This is a genomic window from Massiliimicrobium timonense (assembly GCF_042850985.1).
GTDB lineage: Bacteria > Bacillota_I > Bacilli_A > Erysipelotrichales > Coprobacillaceae > Allocoprobacillus.
In genome coordinates, this window is record NZ_AP031415.1 from 1,689,904 (window position 1) to 1,715,738 (window position 25,835).

At 35.8% G+C, this 25,835-nt stretch carries 21 protein-coding genes and 3 rRNA genes; 5 read left to right on the plus strand and 19 right to left on the minus strand.

The window, feature by feature from the left end; all coding sequences use genetic code 11:
- The 5 genes from sufU to ACGHJ8_RS08915 form a co-directional block, all read right to left on the minus strand.
- Positions 1-438, minus strand: a complete 438-nt coding sequence (gene sufU, locus ACGHJ8_RS08895; protein WP_087359610.1) for a Fe-S cluster assembly sulfur transfer protein SufU — start codon at positions 436-438, stop codon at positions 1-3.
- Positions 422-1,651: an aminotransferase class V-fold PLP-dependent enzyme gene (locus tag ACGHJ8_RS08900; protein WP_390539899.1), complete on the minus strand. Its 1,230-nt coding sequence runs from the start codon at positions 1,649-1,651 to the stop codon at positions 422-424. Before ACGHJ8_RS08900 ends, sufU begins: the two co-directional genes overlap by 17 nt.
- A 1-nt stretch (position 1,652) precedes the next feature.
- Positions 1,653-2,564, minus strand: coding sequence for a SufD family Fe-S cluster assembly protein (locus ACGHJ8_RS08905; protein ID WP_390539901.1), 912 nt, complete (start codon positions 2,562-2,564; stop codon positions 1,653-1,655).
- A gap of 16 nt (positions 2,565-2,580) precedes the next feature.
- On the minus strand, positions 2,581-3,384 hold the full coding sequence (gene sufC / locus ACGHJ8_RS08910) for a Fe-S cluster assembly ATPase SufC (RefSeq protein ID WP_087359604.1): 804 nt from the start codon (positions 3,382-3,384) through the stop codon (positions 2,581-2,583).
- A gap of 126 nt (positions 3,385-3,510) precedes the next feature.
- Positions 3,511-3,594 carry a YjcZ family sporulation protein gene (locus tag ACGHJ8_RS08915; RefSeq protein WP_087245613.1) on the minus strand — a complete coding sequence of 28 codons (84 nt, stop codon included), beginning with the start codon at positions 3,592-3,594 and terminating at the stop codon, positions 3,511-3,513.
- Between the two features lie 218 nt (positions 3,595-3,812).
- Here ACGHJ8_RS08915 and ACGHJ8_RS08920 point away from each other — a divergent pair, with 218 nt between their 5' ends.
- Together ACGHJ8_RS08920 and ACGHJ8_RS08925 are read left to right on the plus strand one after the other, a co-directional pair.
- Positions 3,813-4,790 (plus strand): peptidylprolyl isomerase, encoded by a 978-nt coding sequence (locus ACGHJ8_RS08920; protein ID WP_390539903.1) that lies wholly within the window; start codon positions 3,813-3,815, stop codon positions 4,788-4,790.
- On the plus strand, positions 4,790-5,647 hold the full coding sequence (locus tag ACGHJ8_RS08925) for a hypothetical protein (protein ID WP_211963888.1): 858 nt from the start codon (positions 4,790-4,792) through the stop codon (positions 5,645-5,647). The genes ACGHJ8_RS08920 and ACGHJ8_RS08925 overlap by 1 nt, the downstream gene beginning before the upstream one ends.
- Before the next feature lie 114 nt (positions 5,648-5,761).
- Here ACGHJ8_RS08925 and ACGHJ8_RS08930 read toward each other — a convergent pair whose 3' ends face one another.
- A complete protein-coding gene (locus tag ACGHJ8_RS08930) occupies positions 5,762-7,441 on the minus strand; it encodes an IS1634 family transposase (protein WP_390539905.1) in 1,680 nt (559 codons plus the stop codon).
- A gap of 205 nt (positions 7,442-7,646) precedes the next feature.
- On the opposite strand from ACGHJ8_RS08930, the gene ACGHJ8_RS08935 reads away from it, so the two are divergent.
- Genes ACGHJ8_RS08935 through ACGHJ8_RS08945 form a run of 3 tightly spaced genes read left to right on the plus strand, consistent with a single transcriptional unit; the run spans position 7,647 to position 9,397 of the window.
- Positions 7,647-7,847, plus strand: a complete 201-nt coding sequence (locus ACGHJ8_RS08935) for a hypothetical protein (RefSeq protein ID WP_390539907.1) — start codon at positions 7,647-7,649, stop codon at positions 7,845-7,847.
- A 54-nt stretch (positions 7,848-7,901) separates the two neighbouring features.
- Positions 7,902-8,312: an HIT family protein gene (locus tag ACGHJ8_RS08940; RefSeq protein WP_087359595.1), complete on the plus strand. Its 411-nt coding sequence runs from the start codon at positions 7,902-7,904 to the stop codon at positions 8,310-8,312.
- A 53-nt stretch (positions 8,313-8,365) separates the two neighbouring features.
- Positions 8,366-9,397 (plus strand): glycosyltransferase family 4 protein, encoded by a 1,032-nt coding sequence (locus ACGHJ8_RS08945; protein ID WP_390539909.1) that lies wholly within the window; start codon positions 8,366-8,368, stop codon positions 9,395-9,397.
- A 24-nt stretch (positions 9,398-9,421) separates the two neighbouring features.
- Here ACGHJ8_RS08945 and ACGHJ8_RS08950 read toward each other — a convergent pair whose 3' ends face one another.
- The 13 genes from ACGHJ8_RS08950 to ftsW form a co-directional block, all read right to left on the minus strand.
- On the minus strand, positions 9,422-10,369 hold the full coding sequence (locus ACGHJ8_RS08950; RefSeq protein WP_390539911.1) for an HD domain-containing protein: 948 nt from the start codon (positions 10,367-10,369) through the stop codon (positions 9,422-9,424).
- A complete protein-coding gene (locus ACGHJ8_RS08955; protein WP_390539913.1) occupies positions 10,362-12,347 on the minus strand; it encodes a glycosyltransferase in 1,986 nt (661 codons plus the stop codon). The genes ACGHJ8_RS08950 and ACGHJ8_RS08955 overlap by 8 nt, the downstream gene beginning before the upstream one ends.
- Positions 12,348-12,351: 4 nt before the next feature.
- The gene (locus ACGHJ8_RS08960) at positions 12,352-13,395 is read right to left on the minus strand and encodes a lysylphosphatidylglycerol synthase transmembrane domain-containing protein (RefSeq protein WP_211963882.1); all 1,044 of its coding nucleotides are present in this window, start codon (positions 13,393-13,395) and stop codon (positions 12,352-12,354) included.
- A gap of 137 nt (positions 13,396-13,532) precedes the next feature.
- Positions 13,533-13,641: ribosomal RNA gene (gene rrf / locus ACGHJ8_RS08965) — 5S ribosomal RNA — on the minus strand.
- A 52-nt stretch (positions 13,642-13,693) separates the two neighbouring features.
- Positions 13,694-16,579 (minus strand): 23S ribosomal RNA (locus tag ACGHJ8_RS08970).
- Positions 16,580-16,772: 193 nt separating this feature from the next.
- A 16S ribosomal RNA gene (locus ACGHJ8_RS08975) occupies positions 16,773-18,296 on the minus strand.
- The 16S, 23S and 5S rRNA genes sit together here, the layout of an rRNA operon.
- Before the next feature lie 288 nt (positions 18,297-18,584).
- Entirely contained in the window at positions 18,585-19,370 is a 786-nt protein-coding gene (gene proC / locus ACGHJ8_RS08980) for a pyrroline-5-carboxylate reductase (RefSeq protein ID WP_390539915.1), read from the minus strand.
- A gap of 40 nt (positions 19,371-19,410) precedes the next feature.
- Complete coding sequence (gene ftsZ, locus ACGHJ8_RS08985; protein WP_211963874.1) at positions 19,411-20,475, minus strand: cell division protein FtsZ; 1,065 nt, start codon at positions 20,473-20,475, stop codon at positions 19,411-19,413.
- Between the two features lie 21 nt (positions 20,476-20,496).
- Positions 20,497-21,774 (minus strand): cell division protein FtsA, encoded by a 1,278-nt coding sequence (ftsA, locus tag ACGHJ8_RS08990; RefSeq protein WP_087358522.1) that lies wholly within the window; start codon positions 21,772-21,774, stop codon positions 20,497-20,499.
- Between the two features lie 121 nt (positions 21,775-21,895).
- A complete protein-coding gene (locus ACGHJ8_RS08995) occupies positions 21,896-22,663 on the minus strand; it encodes a cell division protein FtsQ/DivIB (protein WP_087358524.1) in 768 nt (255 codons plus the stop codon).
- A gap of 9 nt (positions 22,664-22,672) precedes the next feature.
- Positions 22,673-23,584, minus strand: a complete 912-nt coding sequence (gene murB, locus ACGHJ8_RS09000; RefSeq protein WP_087358526.1) for a UDP-N-acetylmuramate dehydrogenase — start codon at positions 23,582-23,584, stop codon at positions 22,673-22,675.
- A 2-nt stretch (positions 23,585-23,586) separates the two neighbouring features.
- Positions 23,587-24,675: an undecaprenyldiphospho-muramoylpentapeptide beta-N-acetylglucosaminyltransferase gene (gene murG / locus ACGHJ8_RS09005; RefSeq protein ID WP_211963873.1), complete on the minus strand. Its 1,089-nt coding sequence runs from the start codon at positions 24,673-24,675 to the stop codon at positions 23,587-23,589.
- Positions 24,676-24,697: 22 nt separating this feature from the next.
- Positions 24,698-25,783: a putative lipid II flippase FtsW gene (gene ftsW, locus ACGHJ8_RS09010; RefSeq protein ID WP_087358530.1), complete on the minus strand. Its 1,086-nt coding sequence runs from the start codon at positions 25,781-25,783 to the stop codon at positions 24,698-24,700.
- Between the last annotated feature and the right edge of the window lie 52 nt (positions 25,784-25,835).

Genomic DNA, 25,835 nt, shown 5'->3' on the forward strand with positions numbered 1-25,835 from the left:
CTATTCCTCACTTTCTTTCATCAATGCGACTAATCCATTCCAGCCAAGCGTTGCACATTTAATACGATTGGCCTGTTTGTATGTATTTTGAAATGCAATAGCTTCTTCTAAAATTTCTGGATCATAATCTTTTTCATAAATCATATTCATATAATTATCAATGATTTTTTGTGCTTCCTGTTTTGTTTTTCCTTTGACAAGTTCACTCATAATAGATGTTGAAGATGTACAAATTGCACAGGCTTCACCATCATAGCGCACATCTTCAATTTTATCTCCATCAAATTTGACTTGAATATCTAAATTATCAATACATGTTTGGGAATTCATATTAATTTTCAAATAAGAATCATCATCCACAAGCCCACGATTACGTGGATGTTCATAATGATCCATAATAATTTCTCTCAATAATTGAGGATCATTTAAAGAATGCATCTAAAAAATCATCTCCTTTTTTACATACCTCAATAAAAGCATCAATTTCTTCTTTCGTATTATAAAAATAAAACGAAGCACGTAGAGTTGTTGAAACTTTTAAAAATTCATCTAAAATTTTCGCACAGTGCTGTCCTGCTCGAATAGCAATCCCATAGCTATTAAACAAACTTGCAGCATCCTGTGAAAAAACTCCTTTTATATTAAAGGCAATAGCTCCCATAGAATGAGGATTATACACTTGAACATTATCCAGTTGTAACATTTTTTGTATACAATATTGTCTCAGTTCCTGTTCATATTCATGAATATCATTCATGCCTATTTTCATTAAATACTGCATAGCTGTTGCAAGACCAATGGCCCCTTCAATATGGGGAGTTCCTGCTTCAAAGCGATAAGGTGGATCTTTTAAAGTGACAACACCACAACTGTTATAACGTGAATTGGAACCACCACCTAAACGTGTCGGTTTCATATCTTTTAGTAAATCATATTTTCCATACATGACACCAATACCTGTAGGTCCACACATTTTATGCCCTGAAAAAGCTAAAAAATCTATATCAGTATCCTGCACATCTGTTGCTTGATGTGGTACACTTTGGGCACCATCAACCACAACTACAATCCCACGTTCATGAGCAAACTGGCAGATATCTTTCATCGGTGCCTGATATCCAAGCACATTGGTTACTTCCGCCACAGCAATAATTTTTGTCTTTTCTGTGACAGCTTTTTGAACGTTTTCTAAAGTTAAACGTCCTGTTTCATCTAGATTAATATAATGAACTGTTGCCCCTGTTAAACGTGCAACATCAAACCAGGGCAAAGTATTAGAAGCGTGTTCAGCAACAGTAATTAAAATTTCATCATTGGCTTTTAAATGCGTTAATCCATAGCCATAGGCAATCATATTTAAAGAGTCTGTTGATCCTGAAGTAAAAACAATTTCTTCTTTTCTTTTTGCATTGATAAATTGTCGAACAATCTCTCGGCTCTGTTCATAATGCTCATCAACTTCATGGGATAAATCATAATCTCCACGATGTGCGTTTCCAGAATAATTTGTTAAATAATCACACACACTCTCAATAACAACTTGTGGTTTTAATGTTGTTGCACCATTATCTAAATAAATCAATGGATGTCCTTGCATCTTTTTGCCATTTAACATTGGAAAATCTTTTCTAATTTGATTGACATCAAACATTTTAAGCACCTACCTTTGATAAGGATTCTTCAAAATGCTTTTTCATCATTTCATTATCAATAACTTCTACAACTGGCATTAAATATCCATAAGTAATAAGCTGCATGGCCTGTTTTTTACTTAAACCTCGACTTTGGAGATAATAAAGATGTTCTTCATCCATTTTCCCTACTGCAGCTGCATGAGAAGCCTGAACATCATAGTCATCAATGTATAAATAAGGATTCGCACAAGCCTGACAAGATTCATCAAACATCATAATTTTATTGGTCTGATGGGCAGCTGAGCCATGTTGCCCTTTGGTAATCGTTCCAATTCCATCAATCACAAGTTTTGCCTGATCTTTCACAACACCATAATTATCCATTTGACCATGTGTCATAGGTTGATTATGCTGAATAAGAATTTCATAATGTTTGCTTTCTATATCCTTAGCAAGAATGGCTGTACGCACTTTTGCTGAAGCTTCTACCCCATCCAAATAGAAGTGATAAACACCTTCAAAAGCGTCATCAGACAACTCAGAATAACCACATTGACAACTTGCATAAGCCTCTAAATAAACATCTTCGTGACTTTGGGATGATTGTGAAAGATTCTCACTAAAAGCATGGACAGTAGCACCTTCATCAAGACGCATTGTTTTATATAAATGACACTGTGATGAAAGAAGTTTTATTTCAATGAGATCAACCTGACAATATGCTTGAAAATGCATATCCATATGTAAATCTTCCTGTCCATCATAAATCATATAAAATGTCACTGGCTGTTTATTTTTGAAAGTTAAAACACCCTCTTGATAAAAAACATCCTGTGGTAAATGCATTTGAGAAGATGTCTTTGATGAAAGAATCAGATAATAAGATTGAGGTTGTTGTAGGTCAATAAAAGGTTTGATCCTAGTAAGCAATTGTTCTGATATCATTTTATTGTCCCTTTTTTCCACAAGCTTCTAAAATAATAGGTTGTCTTTCATTCTGTTCAATTTCATAACCTAATTCTTTCACCCATTCATAACCTTCCTGATCAATCTTTTCAATCAATTCATATCCGCCACTCATCACAATTTGTCCCTGAACTAAAACATGAACATGTGTTGGTTGCACTAATTCAAACATTCTTTCATAATGTGAAACCATTACACAGCCAAAATCATCACTACGCATAGAATTGATAGCTTCAGCGACGACTCTTAAAGCATCTACATCTAAACCTGAATCGATTTCATCAAGTAATGCAAAACGTGGCTGTAAAAGCTTCATTTGTAAGATTTCATTACGTTTCTTTTCACCACCAGAAAAACCTTCATTCAAATAACGGTGTGCAAGGTTTTCATCCATTCCTAATTCTTCAATATTTTTATCTAACATACGGATAAATTTGAATAAAGAAATAGGTTCTTCTCTTTTGGCATTGATGGCTGCTCTTAAAAAATCAGAATTTGTAATACCCGGAATTTCTTGAGGATACTGCATTCCTAAAAACAATCCAGCTCTTGCACGTTCATCAACACTCATAGCCAGCACATCTTGTCCATCAAGTGTGATCTTTCCATTTGTAACCTTATATTTAGGATGTCCCATAATAGTAGAAAGTAATGTTGATTTTCCATTCCCATTAGGACCCATAATTGCATGAACTTCACCTGTGTGAATTTCTAAATTTAATCCTTTTAAAATTTCTTTTTCTCCTACTTCTACATGTAGATTTTCTATTTTTAAAGTCGACATAAAATCGCCCCTTTCGAAGATATATTTTACGTAATTTGTTTATTCAGTCAAGTGATACGATAATTAAATTTATTATGACCTCTTTTTATGAATGAATAACTTATAAAAGACAGCAATTGCTGTCTTTTAACAAATACCACAAATGATTACTAATAAAATAAACAGGACTAAAATAAGTGTAAATGATCCTTGATGTGCTAACATATCCATTCCCCCTTTATAAACATAAATAATATAATCATGATAAATAGACTTAATGCGATAATAGTTTCACTTGTTAAACCATCTGAATGTTCTTTCATAATTATTCCTCCTATGCACACTATATATTATGGTAAAATCATCGTAAATTTTGTGTTCTTGCCTACAAAAGTTGAAAAAATCTAAAGATTGTGTATAATAATATTGTTTATATCAAGGAGGTTCTTATGAAACAAAAAAAACTTATAAGTTTTGCACTTGCTGGCATTCTTTTATTAAGTGGCTGTAGTTCAAAAACTGTCCAAGAAGATGGAAAAGATGTTGTTGCTGCTATTGACAAAACAAATCTTTTAGCTGATGATCTTTATCAAGATTTAGCTACGTCAACTCAAGGAAAACAAGCTTTGTTTTCTTATGTTTTAGATCAGTTAATTCGTCAAAATTTCCCGGCAACTGATGATATGGAAGAAAATGCTGATGAGTTGGTAGAAAACATTGAAACCAATTATGAAAATCAATATGGTGATACTGCCCAGGAAGAATTACAGAATGCCTTAGAATCAACAGGTGTTAAAAATATGGAAGAATATCGTGATTCTTTAGTTCAGTCTTTGCAATATGCTGAATTCTTAAAGAAATATGTCAATGACCACTTCGATGAAGTCTTTGATGATTATTATCAACAGGCAACACCTCGAATGATTTCTTTAATTAAAGTTTCTATGAGTGATCCAGAAAATCCTACTGAAGAAGAAAATGAAAAATTAAAAGAAGTGGAATCACTATTAAAAACAAATAAAAGTTTTGAAGACATTGCCTATGATTACTCTGATGATGATAATACAAAAAGTGCCAAAGGTCATATCGGTATTGTTGACAAAAAGACTGATTTATCAAGCACATATGGTGATGAAGTTCAAACTATGGCTCTAACATTAAAAGAAGGTGAAGTCAGTAAAAAAATTCAAGGCAGTGATGGTTGCTATTTCTTAAAATGCACAAATACTAATAAAGAAGATATAAAAAAGGAATTAAAAACTGTTGATGTTGATTCACCTTTATTGACATATGATGACTATATGGTTTATCTTGCTTTCCAGACGTACGAAATTGAATATCATGATGATACGATTAAACAAACAATTCAAAATATCATTAAGGAAAATATAGATATTCGCAATGATGCAAGAAAGGAGAACGCATAATGAAGAAAGTTGTTATGTTACTTTTATGTGGTAGTTTACTATATGGATGTTCTTCTTCACAATATAGTGTAAAAGTTTCTGATCATGAAGATGCTTTGGTGACTGGAAGTGAATTAAATATTACAAAACAAGATTATTTTGAATATCTGTTACAAAATTATGGAGCACAAACTGTCGTTTCATCAATGCTTGATAAGATTGCTGATCAAGAAATAACAGATCAGGACAAAATTGATCAGTTAGTGAAAGAAAGAGAAGACGAATATGCCGAGTATGCAAATGGTGATTTAGAACAGTATGCCAAAAATCTTGGCTATGAATCAAAAGAAGATTATTTGAATGAAGCTTTAATTCCAGAAGTTAAGCAGGAATTATTGCGTGAAAAATATATTGAAGAACATCTTGATGATTTCATCAAAGATTATCAAGTATGTAGTTTTAAAAAAATTGTTGTGGAAAAGGAATCTGAAGCTTTAGAAATTATTGAAAAAGCAACTGATGAAAAAGCTTTTGATCAATTGATGGAAGACTTTGGAAGTGATAGTGAAGACGCTGGTGTTGTGACAAAGAATTCTGCTTTAGATGATAATTTAAAAGATAAATTATCTGATTTAAGTCAAGTTGACAAGGATGGAGTTTACAGTCAAGCCATTAAATTGAGTGATGAAAATTATGCTGTTGTGTATCTTTATGATACTGCCCATAAAAATACTGATGGCATCACTTCAGCTCTTGCCAGTGATGGTGAAGTGCAGGAAAAAGCTGAAGGTGCTTATTTAAAACAATATCATTTTGATGTCTATGATGATTTATTAAAGACAGAAATCAAGGATATTTCTGATAATTATTTGGAATAAGGCTTTCCCTTATTCCTTTTTTATTGTAAAACCTGACTTTGGTATCCAGCATTAAAACATAGTGATAGTTTCAAAAAATAGCAGAAAATCAATTTAAGATTTCCTGCTGTTTTTTTATATTTTGTAGTTAAATATTTGTTTGATTTGTCTTTCTGTTAGGTAATAATTTGTTAAAGGTAAGTTGGTCATGATTTCCAAGTCTTTTATAAAATCGCTCGATGAAGTAATATTGATATACTTGTTTTCACCTTTTATAACTCTAAAGTTTCTTATGAATTTCATGATTTCCGAAGTACTATATTTGTTGTCTAGAATTTTAAATTGCATTATTCTTTCCAATAAGATACATAGGTAACAAATTAAGAAGTGTCCTTTGATAGTATTTTCTTTTTGTAAAAATACTGGTCGTGCATCTAAGTCACTCTTCATGATTTTAAAGGACTCTTCTATCCTCCATAAATTATGATAAGTATTATAAATATCTTGATCTTTCATTTTTGTTTCTGATGTAACCAATAAATTGTATCCCGCAAATCGAAGTTCTTTTTCTATCATAGAATGATTGATCGTAGCCTTTGCTTTTTCTCCTTCATCATCTACGAATTGTACATATTTTCCTAGATCACCATATTCTGCACGTTTAGCCTGGGAATAACATAGAGCTTTTGCTTTTTCTATTTGTTTATTGATCTCATATTTTTTCTTGGAAGCTAATTTTGGATTATATGTTAAGAGTCTTTTTTCTGTTAAATATATAGTTTTCTTTTTACCATCTACTTCAATCGTATAAGGAAACTTATCAATACATGATTTATATCTGTATAATAATGTGCCATTATGACTTTTCACTTCCTGCCAGTCACCATTATCAAGCAAGACCCATGTCTTTTCCTTTTCAGGTAATCCTTTTATTGACTTGGAAAAGAGATATCCATCACCATTTTCTTTAGAAAAAGCTATGTTTTGAGCACAGTTTAGCCCTTTATCAGCCACATGGATGGTTTTACCATCTATATGGTTTTTCTTTTTTAAATCAATGATGACATCACGTAATATTGGCTTTTCACTTTCGTTGCCTGGATAAAGCTTCATACCAATAGGGATTTGATTGGCATCAAGCAATAAGCCCATTCCTACAATAGGATCTTTTCTATTTTCTTTACTAGGACCTTTACGTCTAAAATCATCTTCCTTATCAATTTCAAAGTAGAAATTTGTACAATCGAAATATGTTTTATCAGTATTGATTTTATATAGAGATTTAAGCTGTTCATTGAATATTTCAATGAACTTATGATAATCATTACCGATAAATTCAAGAGCATCTAATAATTGATCATACGAGTAATGAACAGAATCTTTAAGTTGAGGAATAACTTCATGAAAAGTTTTATATTTACTACAAGGACAAACCAAACGAGCATAGATGAGAGAAGATAAAACTTCATAAAGATCATATTGAAAATGATTTCCTAAATGAAAGTAGTCAACATATTTTTTAATATTCATCTGATTCATAAGTGAAACAAAGGGGAAGTAACCAAGATAACGTTCAGGAGAGATATCTGATATTTTAGGGACACCTTGATTTTTATGAGCGTTATTGAGTTCATCAACTTCTTTTTGGAAATAAGCGATAGGATCATCGATACCTTTAGCTTTCCATGTTTCTACAGAAGCAAGGGATTTATACGTACGATGAGCAGCACCACGTTTATCGTGAGAATAAAAACTTTCAACAATAGATAAATAAGTACGACCTTTAAGGGTGGATTTTTTAAGGAAATAAGCCATGATAACACCTCCAAATAACATATCACTACTAGCACCATGTATATTATAACATAAAAATAAATAAAAAAAATCAAAAAACGCTGAAAAAAATCAGTATTTTTGATATTGAAGTTGGATAAAAGTTCTAAAGAAATGTAGTGATAACTTCGAAAGACGGGATTTAAGTCAAGTTGACAAGGATGGAGTTTACAGTCAAGCCATTAAATTGAGTGATGAAAATTATGCTGTTGTGTATCTTTATGATACTGCCCATAAAAATACTGATGGCATCACTTCAGCTCTTGCCAGTGATGGTGAAGTGCAGGAAAAAGCTGAAGGTGCTTATTTAAAACAATATCATTTTGATGTCTATGATGATTTATTAAAGACAGAAATCAAGGATATTTCTGATAATTATTTGGAATAAGGCTTTCCCTTATTCCTTTTTTATTGTAAAATATAGAAATAGGAGGTATGGAAAATGGATAATTGTATTTTTTGTAAGATTGCCAATCATGACATTCCGGGTAAAATTATTTATGAAGATGATGTCTGTATGGCTTTTCTTGATTTAAGTCAGACAACAGATGGACATACTCTTGTGATACCAAAAAAACATTATGCTCATATTTTAGAGGTTGATCAACAAACCTTAGCTCATATGATGGATATTGTTCAAAAAGTTGCTTTACAAATTCAAAGTACACTTCATGCCAAAGGATTTAATATAATTACAAATATGAATGAAGTTGCAGGACAAACAGTTCATCATTTTCATATTCATATTATTCCTCGTTATGACCAGCATGATGGATTTGAAGCTCATTATTTAGATCGTAGTCAAGATGCCAATTTAGATGATATTTACCAGAAAATAACAGGATTGAAATAAACAAGAGTATTATAACTCTTGTTTTGCGTTTCATACTAACAAAGGAGAATACAATGCGTAAAATAAGAATAAATATGTTATCGAATGCTGATAAAGTGCATGGTCAAGGTGTTGGAAGTGCCTATCTTGAACAAGTTGCCTTAGTCAAGAATGAATTAAATGAATATTTTGATGTAGTGATTAACGATTCTAAACCTGCTGATATTATTCATTGTCATACAATCTTACCACAATATCTGATGAAGATGAAAAGAAATAAAGGAGTCAATGTAGCCTATGTCCATTTTTTACCAGATACTTTAGATGGAAGTATTCAATTACCGAGCTCGGCATTAGCAGTATTTAAAAAGTATATTACTCATTTTTATAATACTGCAGATTATTTGATTGTTGTGAATCCTATTTTTATTAAAGATCTGGTACGTTTTGGTATTGATAAACATAAAATTCAATATATTCCTAATTTTGTTTCTAAAGAAACTTTCTATAAACAGGAACAAAATCATATTCTTCAAACAAGGGATCAATATCACATTGATAGAAAGCAATTTGTTGTTTTAGGTGTAGGTCAAGTACAAACACGTAAGGGTGTTAAAGATTTTATTGAGGTAGCGAAAATGTTACCAGATATGACTTTTGTCTGGGCTGGAGGTTTTTCTTTTGGAAAGATTACAGATGGTTATGAAGAATTAAAACAGTTGTATGAAAATCCACCTCAAAATGTTCACTTTATTGGTATTATTCCTCGCGAATCCATGAATGATATTTATAATATGGCTGATATGCTTTTTATGCCTTCGTATAACGAGCTTTTTCCTATGTCAATATTAGAAGCTATCAATAGTCAAAAACCTCTTTTATTAAGGGATTTAGAACTTTATGAAGACATTCTTTTCCATAAATATTTAGTTGCAGATAATAATAAGGATTTTGCTCAAATCATACAAAATTTAAAAAATGATTCATCCCTTTATCATCAATATCAACAGGCATCTTATGAAATAAGTCAATATTATTCTAAAGAACATGTTAAAGAAATGTGGAAAGATTTCTATCTTCACATTGCACAAAAAAAGCTCTTATAAGTTATCAGAACTTATAAGAGCTTTTTAATCATACATTTTAGGTTTATATATCATTCTATTATCTAATGAAAAGACTCTCTTAGATGTTTCTCCTGCTTCCAGAGTTTCCAATGTTTTATCAAACATATTCATTCTAGCATCCATATTATCAATCATATGCAACATTTCTGCTTCTCTAATCTGTGGTAAAACAGGTGAACCAAATTCATTTTTTCCATGATGAGATAAAATCATATGCTGTAATAATGTCACTTCTTCACCTTCAATATTCAACTCTTTGGCAGCTGCATAAACCATTGATTGAGCAATAGAAATATGTCCAAGCATTTGTCCTTCAAAAGTATAGCTAGGAACAACAGGTCCACTCAATTCAACTGTTTTTCCAATATCATGAAGTAAAATACCTGCATATAATAAATCAGCATTCAATTCTAAATAAACACTCATCAAAGCATCAGCAACTTTCAACATAGATAATGTGTGATAAGCTAACCCTGATGTAAAAGCATGATGATTTTTGCTGGCAGCTGGATAAATCTTCATCTTTTCAAAGTTTTGTTCTATAAGATGTTTTGTAATAACATAAAGCTTAGGATTAGAAATACGCTGAACATATTGTTTCAATTCAGTCATCATCATCTCATCATTCATTGGTGCTTTTGCTAAAAACTGCAACTGTAATGAGTGCTGATATGAAACATCATCTATAGAAATAATTTTCATCTGACGATTATCACTATACTTAATAATATCACCTTTTGCTCTGACAACAGCTCCTGCCTTTAATGATTCAATATGTTCCTGACTGGCATTCCATAATTTAGCATCAATTGTCCCAGTTTCATCTTGAAAAACAATACTTAAATAATTACTTTTATGTGCACCATTTGTCTTTCCTAAAGTGATATGTGAAATCATAGCTGTAAATTCTACATTATCATCTCCACATTTCATATCTTTAATTTTAATCATTTGTGTCCTCCCATAATTGTTCAATAATTTCTAAAACATCATCATATTCATATCCTTTTTGGACAAGAAAAGTAATAATTTTACTTTTTAAAATATGAGATTGATATCTATTTTTATAACGATTATAAACACGATAATATTCTTTAGTTAATAAATTCATAGTGTGTTCTTTAGGTATTGAAAAATCGAAATTCTCAATAGCTTTTTCTACAACATCTTGTGAAAAACCTTTATTAAATAATTTATTTCTGATGGTTTGAATTAAAGCATATTGAGGTCTACTTGTATTTTCATTATAAAGCTTTTGAACTAACTCTATCGCCTTATCATATTCCAAATCTTGTGAGTATTCCTCTAAAAACTCATCAATAATAAAAGGCGAAACACCTTCTTTTTTAAGATGGTGAATAATCTTATTTATTCCCATCCCTAATCGAGTTGCTTTTTGAAAATAACTCTGTGTATATTCAACATCATCAATAAGATTCTTTTGCATTAATAAATCCATTGTCATTTCAACTTGAATATCATCAAAATCTCCTTTATCCATCAGTTTCTTTTGCATTTTCGCATAAGTATAATCTTTATACGTCAAATATTTTAAAGCTAGTTTATATGCTCTAGAAACCTGCTCCTGATCTTTTAATGCATCTAATTCTTCTCTATCAACAACCTGACCAACTGATAAACCATAACGTTCTATGACTTGTCCAGAAAGCGTCAACAAAATTTGATGATGGTCAAATTGAAATGCGACAGTATATTGATGATTATTTTCAGGAGTGATAGATACAACTTGATAACAGTAATGGTGCTTTGATAAAGCCAATTCATATGTCTGAATTATTTTTTGATAAAAATTTTCACTGCTATATTTTTGTGCATCATTTCTAGCTTGATAAGAAAGTTGTTGAAGATCACTTTGAGAAAGCTGAATAATTTTTTGAACCAAATCTTCTTGATTTTTAAAGAAATAACCATTTTGCCCATCTACAATAACACCATCCAGATTTTTATCATAACGTGCTAAAACAGGCAAGCCACTAGCCATTGCCTCTATAAAAGTCAATCCCTGTGTTTCCGTCATAGAAGCTGATACAAATAACTGTGCAGCATGATAAAATGAGGGTACATAAATGCTTTCTTTTGGGCCTGTAAAAAAGATAAAATCCTGTAATTTTTTTTGTTGAACAATCGTTTTCAATTCCTCTAATTGAGGTCCTCCTCCTACAATCATTAAACAAATCTTTTGATTAATTTTGACTATGTCTTGCATTGCATCAATAAGAATCTCTATACTCTTTTCAGGAGCAATACGACCTAAAAATATTACAACAAATTTATCTTGTAGATGATATTGTGTTTGGATATCATCTACAAGTTTCTGATTCTTATTTTCAATTGAAAATGATTCTAACTCTAATCCTGTAGGAATAACATGGATAGAATTGGTGATGCCATATGTTTTTAACACATCTGCCGTTTTTTGAGAAGGAACAATCAATTCAGAACAACTATTTCCATATATTTTAGAAATTTTTTCAATGATTTTTTTAGCAGCCTGGTCAACTGCTTTTAAATTGCCAGGTGTAATATAATGAGAATAATCAGCCCACATCGTATGATACGTATAACATACAGGAATATTTAAAATTTCACCCGCAATTTTTCCAAAAATACCAATACCAAATTCTGTCTGGACATGAATAATATCTGGCTGAAATTCTTTTAATTCTTTCATACCTTTAAATGAATATATATTAGATGCACGATATCCATATAATTTTTTTAAATCAATACCAGGTAATCGTAAAATATCTTGATCTTCATCTATATAATCACTATTGTGTGGTAATATTGTTGTCACCACCAGAACATGATGTCCATGCTTCTTTAATTCTTTTTTTAAAATGTGTGTAGATGTGGCAACTCCATTAATATCTGGTAAGTATGTGTCACTAAACAAAGCTATATTCATATCATTACTCCAATCTTGTACGATTAATTTCTTTATCTAATGAAAAGACTAATGCACCTATAATAAGACCCATATAATATGACATAAATCGCCATAAAAACATTGATGAAGAAACACCAACAGGTCCTAAAAAACTAAATAGTAAAAGGTAAACACCTTCACTTCCTCCACTTGCTCCGGGAATTGGTAAAAAAGCATTAATAAGATATATACATGAACACAATCCAATAAAATCCAAAAAATCTGTCATTGTGACATTTAAATTAAGAGCTTTAGCAGCAAAGAAAGGCATACTATATATAATTGTTAATTTGATAAAATTACATATACATGAACGAATCAAGACAGGTTTGTTTTTTTGTAAAAATTTTAATTGATCTCTAAAATCAGCTAAATAATTTTTAACTTTAAAACATGTTGATTCATAGTCTTTAACTATATGGACTTTATATAGTAATTTTAATACAGTATGAGTTAAAAAATTTTGTAAAATACGTGATTTGGCTCCACCAAATAGAGCTGCAATCACGATAAAATTAATCAAAAAACCAAGCATAACCAAGCTAAAAATAGCAGGTTGACTCATAAAATACTGATATTTAAATATTAACACAACACCCGTATAAATGACAAGTACACTTTGATAACAGATAAAACACATTAAAAGGATACTTGCAGAATATGTAGGTGCGATACCTTGCTTATTAAAAATATATACTTGAGCAAATTGTCCCCCACTGGCAAAAGGAGTAATACCATTAAAAAAAGTACCACTAATAGCATTAACAAAAGATTGTTTATAAGTATAATCTTTTTTGTATGCTCGTCCAAAATAGAGAAGGGAAAAAGCATCAAATATATAGTATAAAAACATAACTATAGACATTAAAACAATCCATAATATTTTCGCATGAGTAAAAGCATTGATTACTTGCTTCCACTGATTACCAATAGATAAACAAACGACTGTTGCACTAATAATGACTATAATAGCGATATTTAAAATATATTTTTTTTTACCATTTAACATATTAGCTAATAATTGCAAGCAATTATTAAATCCTCCCTTCTCTTTTATAATAATATAGAATAACGTAGAGATTTCCTATAATCATTTTACTACAAAAGAGCAATGAAGTGAATAAAAAAAAGGACGGAACCAGAAGAAGACTGGACCGTCATGTGAACTGGCAGCGTGCTATTGTCGCAGTTGCCCACTATCTTCGCCGCTATGATGCTTAACTTCTGTGTTCGGCATGGTTACAGGTGTGTCCATCATGCCTTCGCCACCAGATCATCTGAGCACGAACGCTCAAAACTGAACAGCTTCCTTCCTCCCACTTCTTATGGCTAAGCTCTCGGTCTATTAGTATCATTCAGCTCAGCATGTCACCATGCTTGCACCCATGACCTATCTACCTCCTCGTCTTGGAGGGACCTTCCTTCCGAAGAATGGGAAGTCTCATCTTGGAGGGGGCTTCACGCTTAGATGCCTTCAGCGTTTATCCCTTCCGGACTTGGCTACCCAGCTGTGCCACTGGCGTGACAACTGGTGCACCATCGGTCCGTCCACCCCGGTCCTCTCGTACTGAGGGCAGCTCTCCTCAAACTTCCTGCGCCCACGACAGATAGGGACCGAACTGTCTCACGACGTTCTGAACCCAGCTCGCGTACCGCTTTAATGGGCGAACAGCCCAACCCTTGGAACCGACTTCAGCTCCAGGATGCGATGAGCCGACATCGAGGTGCCAAACCTCCCCGTCGATGTGAACTCTTGGGGGAGATCAGCCTGTTATCCCCAGGGTAGCTTTTATCCGTTGAGCGACGGCCCTTCCATGCGGTGCCGCCGGATCACTAAGCCCGACTTTCGTCCCTGCTCGACTCGTCTGTCTCGCAGTCAAACACCCTTCTGCCTTTGCACTCTGCGCATGGTTTCCATCCATGCTGAGGGTATCTTTGGGCGCCTCCGTTACTCTTTGGGAGGCGACCGCCCCAGTCAAACTGCCCACCTGACACTGTCCCGTCCTCAGTTCCATGAGGCCCGGTTAGAACTCCAATGCATCAAGGGTAGTATCCCAACGTCGGCTCCTCGAATACTGGCGTATCCGTATCTCAGCCTCCTACCTATCCTGTACATCATGCATCAGAGTCCAATATCAGGCTACAGTAAAGCTCCATGGGGTCTTTCCGTCTAGTCGCGGGTAACCTGCATCTTCACAGGTACTAAGACTTCACCGAGTCTACAGCCGAGACAGCGCCCAAATCGTTACGCCTTTCGTGCGGGTCAGAACTTACCTGACAAGGAATTTCGCTACCTTAGGACCGTTATAGTTACGGCCGCCGTTTACTGGGGCTTCGGTTCATGGCTTCGCTTTCGCTGACCACTCCCCTTAACCTTCCAGCACCGGGCAGGCGTCACCCCCTATACTTCGACTTGCGTCTTCGCAGAGAGCTGTGTTTTTGGTAAACAGTCGCTTGGGCCGTTTCACTGCGGCTCAGCTTCCACTGAGCACTCCTTCTCCCTAAGTTACGGAGTCATTTTGCAGAGTTCCTTAGCTATAGTTCTCTCGCTCACCTTAGGATTCTCTCCTTACCCATGTGTGTCCATTTTCGGTACGGGCAGAATGCAGTTATGCTAGAAGCTTTTCTTGGAAGCTGGCTTCAGACTCTTCTGTACTTATCGCAATGTTCCATCCGCTTCACGCCTTCGGGTTGCGCCATCCGGATTTGCCTGGATGACCCCTACCTCGCTTGCTCCAGCTATTCCGTCAGCTGGTTGTCCTAGCCTTCTCCGTCACTCCCTCGCCTGCACTCCGGTACGGGATTCTCCACCCGTTGTCCATCGACTACGCCTTTCGGCCTCGCCTTAGGTCCCGACTTACCCAGAGCGGACGAACCTTCCTCTGGAAACCTTGGGTCTCCGGTGCGTGGGATTCTCACCCACGTGCCGCTACTCACACCGGCATTCTCTCTTCCACACGCTCCACGACTCCTTACGGTATCGCTTCTTCGCTGTCTGGAACGCTCCCCTACCATTTACATCGTAAATCCATAGCTTCGGTATCATGCTTAGCCCCGGTAAATTTTCGGCGCAGAGTCATTCGACCAGTGAGCTGTTACGCACTCTTTCAAGGATGGCTGCTTCTGAGCCAACCTCCTGGTTGTCTGTACATCTCCACATCCTTTTCCACTTAGCATGTATTTGGGGACCTTAGCTGATGGTCTGGGCTGTTTCCCTCTTGACCATGGACCTTATCACCCATGGTCTGACTGCCGTCCATGTCTTCATGACATTCGGAGTTTGATTATGCTCAGTACCTCGAGATGAGGCCATCACATATTCAGTGCTCTACCTTCATGCGACTTCCTGACGACGCTAGCCCTAAAGCTATTTCGGGGAGAACCAGCTATCTCCGGGTTCGTTTGGAATTTCACCCCTAGCCACAATTCATCCGCCAACGTTTCAACGGGGGTCGGTTCGGTCCTCCATCGGGTCTTACCCCGACTTCAACCTGATCATGGCTAGATCACCCGGTTTCGGGTCTATGACATGCAACTTTCGCCCTCTTCAGACTCGCTTTCGCTTCGGCTCCGCATCCCCTGCTTAACCTCGCTCCACATCATAACTCGCCGGCTCATTCTACAAAAGGCACGCCATCACCCATTAACGGGCTCTGACTTCTTGTAAGCATATGGTTTCAGGTTCTCTTTCACTCCCCTCCCGGGGTTCTTTTCACCTTTCCCTCACGGTACTGGTCCACTATCGCTCACCAGGGAGTATTTAGCCTTTCGAGATGGTCCTCGATCCTTCCGTCAGGATTCCTCGTGTCCCGACGTACTCAGGGCCTGCCTCGCCTTCCTCCACGACTTCGGATACGGGAGTTTCACCCTCTTCGCTGCGCCTTCCCCTGCGCTTCTCCTGTCATGTCAGATAGGCTTTATCGGCACCCCTATAACCCCATCATACGATGGTTTGGGCTCCTCCGCTTTCGCTCGCCACTACTTACGGAATCGTTCTTACTTTCCTTTCCTGCAGGTACTGAGATGTTTCAGTTCCCTGCGTATCGCCTCGATTCTTCATCGATGTCATCCTCATGGATGACGGGTTCCCCCATTCGGACATCGACGGGTCCTTGCATGCTTACTGCTCGCCGTCGCGTTTCGCCGTTTGCTGCGTCCTTCTTCGCCTCCTGGTGGCCAGGCATCCGCCATACGCTCTTCTTCGCTTAACCTAAAGTGTTCTCTTTTCGTGCTTTCTTAGTTTGCAACTAGATGATTTCGACCTTCTTCCTGATCTCTTTCATCTTTCGTTTCTTCGCTTTCTTGTAGAAAGTTTGCTGTTCAGTTTTCAATGTTCCTGCCTTGAATGCATCTCTACAGATACACTCAAAACCAAACAGTATCCACATCTTCTCTTCTCCCTAGAAAGGAGGTGATCCATCCCCACGTTCCCGTAGGGATACCTTGTTACGACTTCACCCCAATCATCAGTCCCACCTTAGACAGCTCCCTCCTTGCGGTTGGGCCACCGGCTTCGGGTGTTACCAACTCTCATGGTGTGACGGGCGGTGTGTACAAGGCCCGAGAACGTATTCACCGCGACATGCTGATTCGCGATTACTAGCGATTCCAGCTTCGTGCAGTCGAGTTGCAGACTGCAGTCCGAACTGTGAACGGGTTTCTGGGTTTCGCTCCACCTCGCGGCTTCGCCTCCCTCTGATCCGTCCATTGTAGCACGTGTGTAGCCCAGGTCATAAGGGGCATGATGATTTGACGTCATCCCCGCCTTCCTCCTCCTTGCAGAGGCAGTCTCGCCAGAGTCCCCAACCTAATGCTGGCAACTGGCAACAGGGGTTGCGCTCGTTGCGGGACTTAACCCAACATCTCACGACACGAGCTGACGACAACCATGCACCACCTGTGTGAGATATATCTATCTCCCTGTCTCCAGGGCCTTTATCTCCATGTCAAGACCTGGTAAGGTTCTTCGCGTTGCTTCGAATTAAACCACATGCTCCACCGCTTGTGCGGGCCCCCGTCAATTCCTTTGAGTTTCATTCTTGCGAACGTACTACTCAGGCGGAGTGCTTATTGCGTTAACTCCAGCACTGAGGTCTGACCCCCAACACTTAGCACTCATCGTTTACGGCGTGGACTACTAGGGTATCTAATCCTATTTGCTCCCCACGCTTTCGGGACTGAGCGTCAGCTGCACCCCAGACCGCCGCCTTCGCCACTGGTGTTCCTCCATATATCTACGCATTTCACCGCTACACATGGAATTCCGCGATCCTCTGATGCTCTCTAGCTGTGCGGTTTCCACGGCTTACCGAAGTTTAGCTCCGGTCTTTCACCGCAGACCTGCACTGCCGCCTGCTCCCTCTTTACGCCCAATGATTCCGGATAACGCTCGCCACCTACGTATTACCGCGGCTGCTGGCACGTAGTTAGCCGTGGCTTCCTCATGAAGTACCGTCACGCACATGGCATTCCCTCCATCTGCCGTTCTTCCTTCATAACAGAAGTTTACATCACGAATGACTTCTTCCTTCACGCGGCGTTGCTCGGTCAGGCTTTCGCCCATTGCCGAAAATTCCCTACTGCTGCCTCCCGTAGGAGTCTGGGCCGTGTCTCAGTCCCAGTGTGGCCGTCCACCCTCTCAGGCCGGCTACGCATCGTCGCCCTGGTGAGCCGTTACCTCACCAGCTGGCTAATGCGTCATAAGCCCATCCCTGTGCTATCCCGTGGGATATTTAACATAGTCGACATGCGTCCTCTATGCCTATGCGGTCTTAGCTGCCGTTTCCAGCAGTTATCCCCCTCACAGGGGCAGGTTGCTTATGTCTTACTCACCCGTTCGCCACTCAATGCCGAAGCATTGCGTCCGACTTGCATGTATTAGGCACGCCGCCAGCGTTCATCCTGAGCCAGGATCAAACTCTCCATTGTCCTTTTCTATCTTCAGACAATTTCATGTCTTCTTGACTCTTTCTTTTTTCCTATCTTTATTGACGTGTTTACTGTTCAGTTTTCAATGTCCCTGTGCCCTCTCGTCGAGTGCTCATCTATAATACCATCTATCCCTCCCCTTTGCAACCCTTTTTTTCATTTTTTTTCGTTTTTTTATCCCTCTTTTTTTTAAAATTCTATTTTTATTGATTTTATCAATGTTTTTTTGTTATTTTTTTTAAAAAAGGATATCTATTTCAAACAAATATCCTTTACAAATAGATTCTTTTACTTTTTATAATGAACAGCTGCGCTTATTGCAGATATTAATGTTGCACGTAATTGTCCTTTTTCTAAAGCTTCAACACCACAGATTGTTGAACCACCAGGCGAACAAACTTGATCTTTTAAAACACCGGGATGCTGTTGTGTTTTTTGTTGCATTATCGCTGCCCCTGCCAAAGTCTGTGATGCCAACTGATAAGCTAATGCTCTTGGCACACCCTCTTTAACTGCACCATCAGCTAATGCTTCAATCATCATATAAACAAACGCTGGTCCACAACCACTTAATGTTCCTGCTGTTGCCATCAAATGTGACGGTACAACTTCAACACAGCCAATTGCTTCAAACATTTTTCTTACGAATTCAAATTCTTCTTTTTTAAGTGAATGACGTTCTTCAATCAACGACATCCCTTGCTCTACTTGTACCGGCGTATTTGGCATAACAAAAATATGTCTTGTTGAATCATCCAATAATTGCTGATATTTTTCAAAATCATAACCTAAAACAATGGAAATCAGTGCTTTTTCCTTCAACTGTTCCTTATAAGGAATTAAAATCGATTCAACAACCTGTGGTTTAACACCTACAAATACAAACACACTTTGATTGATAATCTGAGCGATATCCCTAGCCGTTTCAATACCCATCATATTCATTTTTTGAATCATCTTTATATCAATATCATATCCTATACAATCATATGGTTTTAAAAAACCAGATTGAATGATACCTTGTGCAATAGCTCCTGCCATATTACCAAAACCAATAAAACCTATTTTTTTCATCTTAACCTCCAAATAAAGAAAAGCTAACACATCTGTTAGCTTATAATTTTCTATTTCTTAAAAATGCTGGTACATCATCATCGTCATCATCTTCATACATTGATGGTTTCACAACGGATTCAAATGATGAGCTTTGTTTAACTGGTGCTGGTTCTTCTTCATCTTCAAATCCAGTCGCAATAACAGTTACAATAACTTGATCATCTAATTGTTCATTAATAGCAACACCTAAAACAGTATTGACATCATTACCTACCGCTTCTCTAATTGTTGCAAGAGCCGTATTTGCATCATATAAAGTAATATTTGTTCCACCAGTAACATTAACAATTGCATCTTTTGCACCTGCAATAGACACATCTAATAATGGTGATGAAATAGCTCTCATAGCCGCTTCTTCTGCTTTATTTTCACCATCACTCATACCAATACCAATAAGTGCAGAACCACGATCTTTCATAACTGATGAAACATCAGCAAAATCAAGATTAATAAAAGCAGGAATAGCAATCAAATCAGTAATTGTCTGTACCCCTTGTCTTAATACATTGTCTGCTTCTCTAAATGCTTCACCCATTGGTTTACGCCCAATAGCTTCTAATAGACGATCATTAGAAACAACAATAATAGAATCCACATTTTCTCTTAATTCAGCCAAACCACTTTTAGCCTGTCTTAAAACTTTAGGTCCCTCAAAAGTAAAAGGCGATGTAACAACTCCAACCGTTAAAGCACCTAATTCACGTGAAATTTTCGCAACAACAGGTGCCGCTCCCGTTCCTGTTCCGCCTCCCATTCCAGCAGCAATGAAAACCATATTAGCTCCAGATAAAGCTGTTTTAATTTCTTCTTCCGTTTCTAAAGCAGCCTTACGTCCAACTTCTGGATTACCACCTGCCCCTAAACCATGAGTCAATTCTTTACCTAAAACAATCTTATTTTCAATATCAATCCCTTTTAAAATTTGAGCATCAGTATTAGCTACATAGAAATCAACACCTTTGACTCCATCTTTTGCCATTCTTGCAACTGCATTGCAGCCACCACCACCAACACCAATGACTTTAATTTTCGCAACTTGAACAAAATCTAAATTCCCATCCATATTTCTATCCTCACTTTTATATTAATCTTCTTCACTAAATAAATTTTCAATTACTTTCGTCAATTTTCCCTTTTTCTTTGTATCTGAACTATAAGCAGTCTTTGTTTTCGTTAATCCTTTAAAACGAATACTCATCGTATTAGAAATATCTGGCAAAACGAGTGACGAATCTATTTGTCCAAAAATTTTCAAACGATCATTCAGATAATACATCATACCAAGACAAGAAACAAATGACATATCACGTGCTCCAATGGTATCAGGACGATAGGTTCTGACAGCACTATTTAAAACTTGTGTTGCAACCTCATCAATAGCCGGTAATTCTCCCCCGCCACCAACAATCACTGTTTCATAACTTCTACCGTCATTAATGACTTCTATTTTTGTCTTAATGACTTCCATAATCTCCTGAACACCTTCAGATAAGACATGTGCCAAATCTTTTTGAGTAAAATGCTTTTCCACATCATTTTGACTTGTTGTATGTATAACATCTTCATCTCCGATACGAAGATCACATGTTCCATATTTCACTTTATATAACTCCGCCTTATCCATAGGAATTTGCCATGATGTTGCTATTTTTCTTGTCAAATCATAACCACCCACATGAGCCTGTGCAATATATTTTAAATAACCATCTTCAAAAAAAGCAATCGTTGAATTACGATATCCAACATCAATTAAAATTGCCCCTTCTTGAAGATAAACATCATCAAATGCTTCCTTTGCACAAGCATAAGCATTAATTGTAATATCTAAAACTTCCACTCCAGCTTTTTCAACAGCGTTAATATAACCATATAATAACTTCTTTCTTGAAGTAATAACTAATGATTCCACTTTCAATGATGCTGATTTTTCACCAATTGGAATATCTTTCATTGATTTCGTATCCAAATAAAACATTGCTGGAATGACAGAAATAATTTCCTCATCTTCTTTTAAAGCAAAACGTTTGGAAAGTTTTAAAGCACGAACAATGTCCTCACTTGTAATTTGATCCAAAGGAGAATTAACTTTTGTAATCCCATCACTTTGATAGATATGGGCATGAAAAGACGGTATACATAAAGCCACTTTTGAAATCATTGCTCCCAGAGATTTTGATGCTTCATCAATAAGCTGTTTAATTTCACTGACAACAACAGGCATGTTTTCAATTTGACCTTTACGAATTCCATGACTAGTGATTTTCTTGGCAAAAAGCACATTAATATTTGCACTTACAACCTCACCAACAAGCAATTTAACCGTTGCACTTCCTATATCTAATACAGCATAGATATTCTTCATATACGCTTCTCCTTCAAAAAAATACTTCTTTACTATTGTAGCATAATTTTAATCATAAGAAAATATATAAATGACGAAAAAGAACTCATCAAGACAAAAAATAATGCATTTTAAAAATGCATTATTCACAATCTTTCATATAAACATAATTTCCCTCAAAACTAAAGACACATTTATTTTTAAATGCTTCTTTATTTGCCACATAATCATATCTATTATTGAGTTGATCAGCCATATCCTCAATACGTAAATATAAGATTTTTCCATCATCCATAATAAATTTCAAACGTGTTTCATCAGCTTTTTGAGGATCATACAAAATATCACTCGTCTGACTTTTAACAATTTCTGGAATCTTTACGTATTCTTTAGCAAACTGCTTTAATAATTTTAAATCTTTAAATTGCGTTATACGTGGTGTTGCCTGCAACGAGGTAATTAAATCTTGATCTTTCGTTTCACTGACATTACCCAATTCATCAATAACATATGTCTTTTTACCAATAACACAATAAGCGACCTTTTGAGCCTCCTCTATTTCAATACGGACGGACCCTAGTAACGATTTGGTAACTCTCACCTTTTTAATAAATGGTAATTGTGAAATTTCATCTTCAACATGACCTGTATTGACAAACAAAAGCACATCTCCTTTATGAACAGAAATGGTATCCAAAATTTCTTCTTTTGAAACTTCCTGCTGTCCTTCAATCACAATAGTTTGCACACGGGAATAATCACTTATAAAATATCCTGCAACCAGCAACAACAACAAAAGAACAATAACAATTTTAATTTTACGTTTTAATTTTTTCTTCTTTCTATTTTTTCTTAAAAGCTGAGTCTGATTTTCATCATGTTCATTAAAATAGTATTGTTCTTTAGCCATATCTTTCACCTACTCCCAATTAATTAAAATAACCTCTTTTTCCAGTTCCACACCGAAACGATTAAATACCGTTTTTTCAACCAATAAAATCAAATCCAATATATCTTTGGCACTGGCATAGCCATTATTCACAATAAAATTAGAATGTTTAGGTGAAACCTGTGCTCCACCAATTTCATAGCCTCTTAACTGGCATTCATCAATATACTGCCAAGCAGGTTTTTCATCAGGATTTCTAAAAATACTTCCAGCACTGGCAAAATTCCAAGGCTGTGTTGCCATACGTTTTTCTTTACGTTTATCTAAAACCTGCATAATATCTTTAGGATCACGTGATGTCATCGTAAAAGTTGCTTCTATCAATACCCAATCTTTATGTTTTTGTAAGATGGACTGACGATAATTAAATTGCATCTGCTCACGATTTAATGTCATAAGCTCACCTTTTTCATTCAATATCAAAGCCGATGTAAAAACATCACTTATACAATACTTGTAAGCCCCAGCATTCATATAAACGCCTCCACCAATCGTTCCTGGAATACCACCCATAAATTCAAAACCTGATAGTCCCACTTTAGCAGCTTCATATGCCAGATAAATCATACTGACTCCTGCTTGAGCTCGTATTTCCACACCATTAAAATGGACTTTATTTAAATTCTTTAATGAAAAGATAACCCCTTCATATTCTTTATCAGAAAACAACAAATCTGATCCTCTACCAATGACCATATGTTTAACCTGGTGTTCACGGCAATATTGTATTCCTCTTTTTAACGCTTCAATATTTTCAATATAAATAAATAATCTGGCAGGACCTCCTACTTTAAATGTTGTATGTTTATATAAAGGTTCATTTTCTAAAATTTCACCCAACTGTAAATCAACTAAATCATAAAATATATTTTCAAAATCCATGCTTATTTCCTTTCTAGTGTTTTCAAAATTTCTTGATATATATCTTCACAAGCATGTGGTTTTCCTAATTGACATGCATGAGCCTTGAATGATTGCAATAATGCCTGATCTTTTAATAATTCTCTAACCTCTTTTACAAATCTTTCGGCACTGAGGTCTTTTTCTAAAATCATACGTGCCGCTTTCGCATTCACTAATTCCATAGCATTATATTCCTGATGATTTTTAACGACATAAGGACTTGGAATAATAATAGAAGCCGCACCTAAAGCTGTAATTTCAGCTAAAGTTGTTGCTCCAGCACGTGATACAATAATATCACAGCTGGAAATCAGACTAGGCATATCATCAATATAACTAACAAGATGAATAGAATCTTGAAGATCACCTAATTCATTTTTCATCTCATCATAATAATTTTTTCCAGTGACATAAATCACATCATAATCATCATATTGCATTTGACGTAATGCTTCTTTCATCACACGATTAACAGATGATGATCCCAAGCTTCCCATCACAATCACAACTGTCTGACGATGAGGGGGAATCTGATAAAGATCATGAATATCTTTCAGTTTTTGATGAGCAACAACACTTGCTCGAGGATTCCCCAATAAAACAGTTTTATTACTTGGGAATTCATTATACGCTTTTTCATAACAACATACAATCTTATTCACTTTTTTTATTAAAACTTTATTTGTTAACCCAATAATTGAATTCTGTTCATGAATCATTGTTGGAATTTTAAGTTGGGATGCCGCCATGACAATGGAAGCACTTGGATAACCACCAAAACCAATCACAATATCCGGTTGAAATTCTTTTAAAATCTGTTTTGACTTTTTTAAAGATTTGATAAAAATGAAAGCATTTTTTAATTTTTGAATTGGATTTCCTACTAATCCTTTAACAGCTAATCCACGATATTCATAACCTAATTGTGGAACAACCTGTGATTCTAAACGATCTGTTGTTCCAACAAACAAAAATTCTGCATCTTGATCTTGTGTTTTTATATATTCAACAAGGGCTAAAGCAGGATACAAATGTCCACCTGTTCCCCCTGCACTCACAATTATTTTCATCTCTCACCACTCCTAGTTCTCATTATAACACATCCCGACAAGATTTCGAGATATTAATTAAAATTCCTATACTCATTAATGTAATAACCAAACTTGTGCCACCATAGGACATTAATGGTAAGGTTACACCTGTAACAGGAAAAAGTCCGACAACTACGCCTAAATTAATGAGTGTTTGAATACCCATCATCGAAGTTATACCAATCATCAAAAAACTTCCAAATAAATCCGGAACGTTCTGACTGATTTTCAACATCGTTTTCAACAAACTCGTATAGAGTCCTATTAAAATGATACCTCCTAAAAAACCAAATTCTTCAGCAACAATTGCAAAAATAAAATCTGTCTGTGGTTCAGGTAAATAAAAATGTTTTTGTATACTCTTATCAAAGCCAACACCTAAAAGTCCTCCCGGTCCAATTGCATATAAAGCCTGAATTGCCTGAAAACCACTTCCTAATGGATCTTGAAATGGATTTAAAAAAGAAAGAATACGCTCCATACGATAGGGAGCCGATAAAATCATCACAACAATTCCTATCACACCAATAATACCTAAACCAACAAAATAACGAAATGGAAAAGGTGACACAATCATCATCACAATAATACCACATGCCATAACAATACCACTACCAAAATCCGGCTGTAACATAATGAGTAAAAAGCCTAACCCCATTATCAATAATATCTTAAAACTATAACGAATTTTTTTCATCTGATAATAATGTTTTTCAATATATACCGCTGTATAAATAATTATTCCTATTTTAAACAATTCACTTGGCTGTAATGCAAAAAAACCTAAATGAAACCAGCTGCGACTACCGCCTCTGACAACACCAATTCCCGGGATTAAAACAAGAATCAATAATACAAAACAAATCATTAAAATCAAACGATAATATTTTTTATACAAATGATAATCAATACGTGATGTCACAAACATAGCTATAAACCCTAAACAGGCAAAAATAACCTGTCTTTTGATATAATAAAAAGCATCATCATACTTATAAAATGCCCAGATATGTGAAGAAGTATAAACACTTATTAAACCAATCATAACAATGATCACAGTTAAAGCAACAATTTTCTTTGTTTTCACGGTGACACCCCCATCATTTCACTATATGAAAAGAAGCATCAAAAAAGAAGAT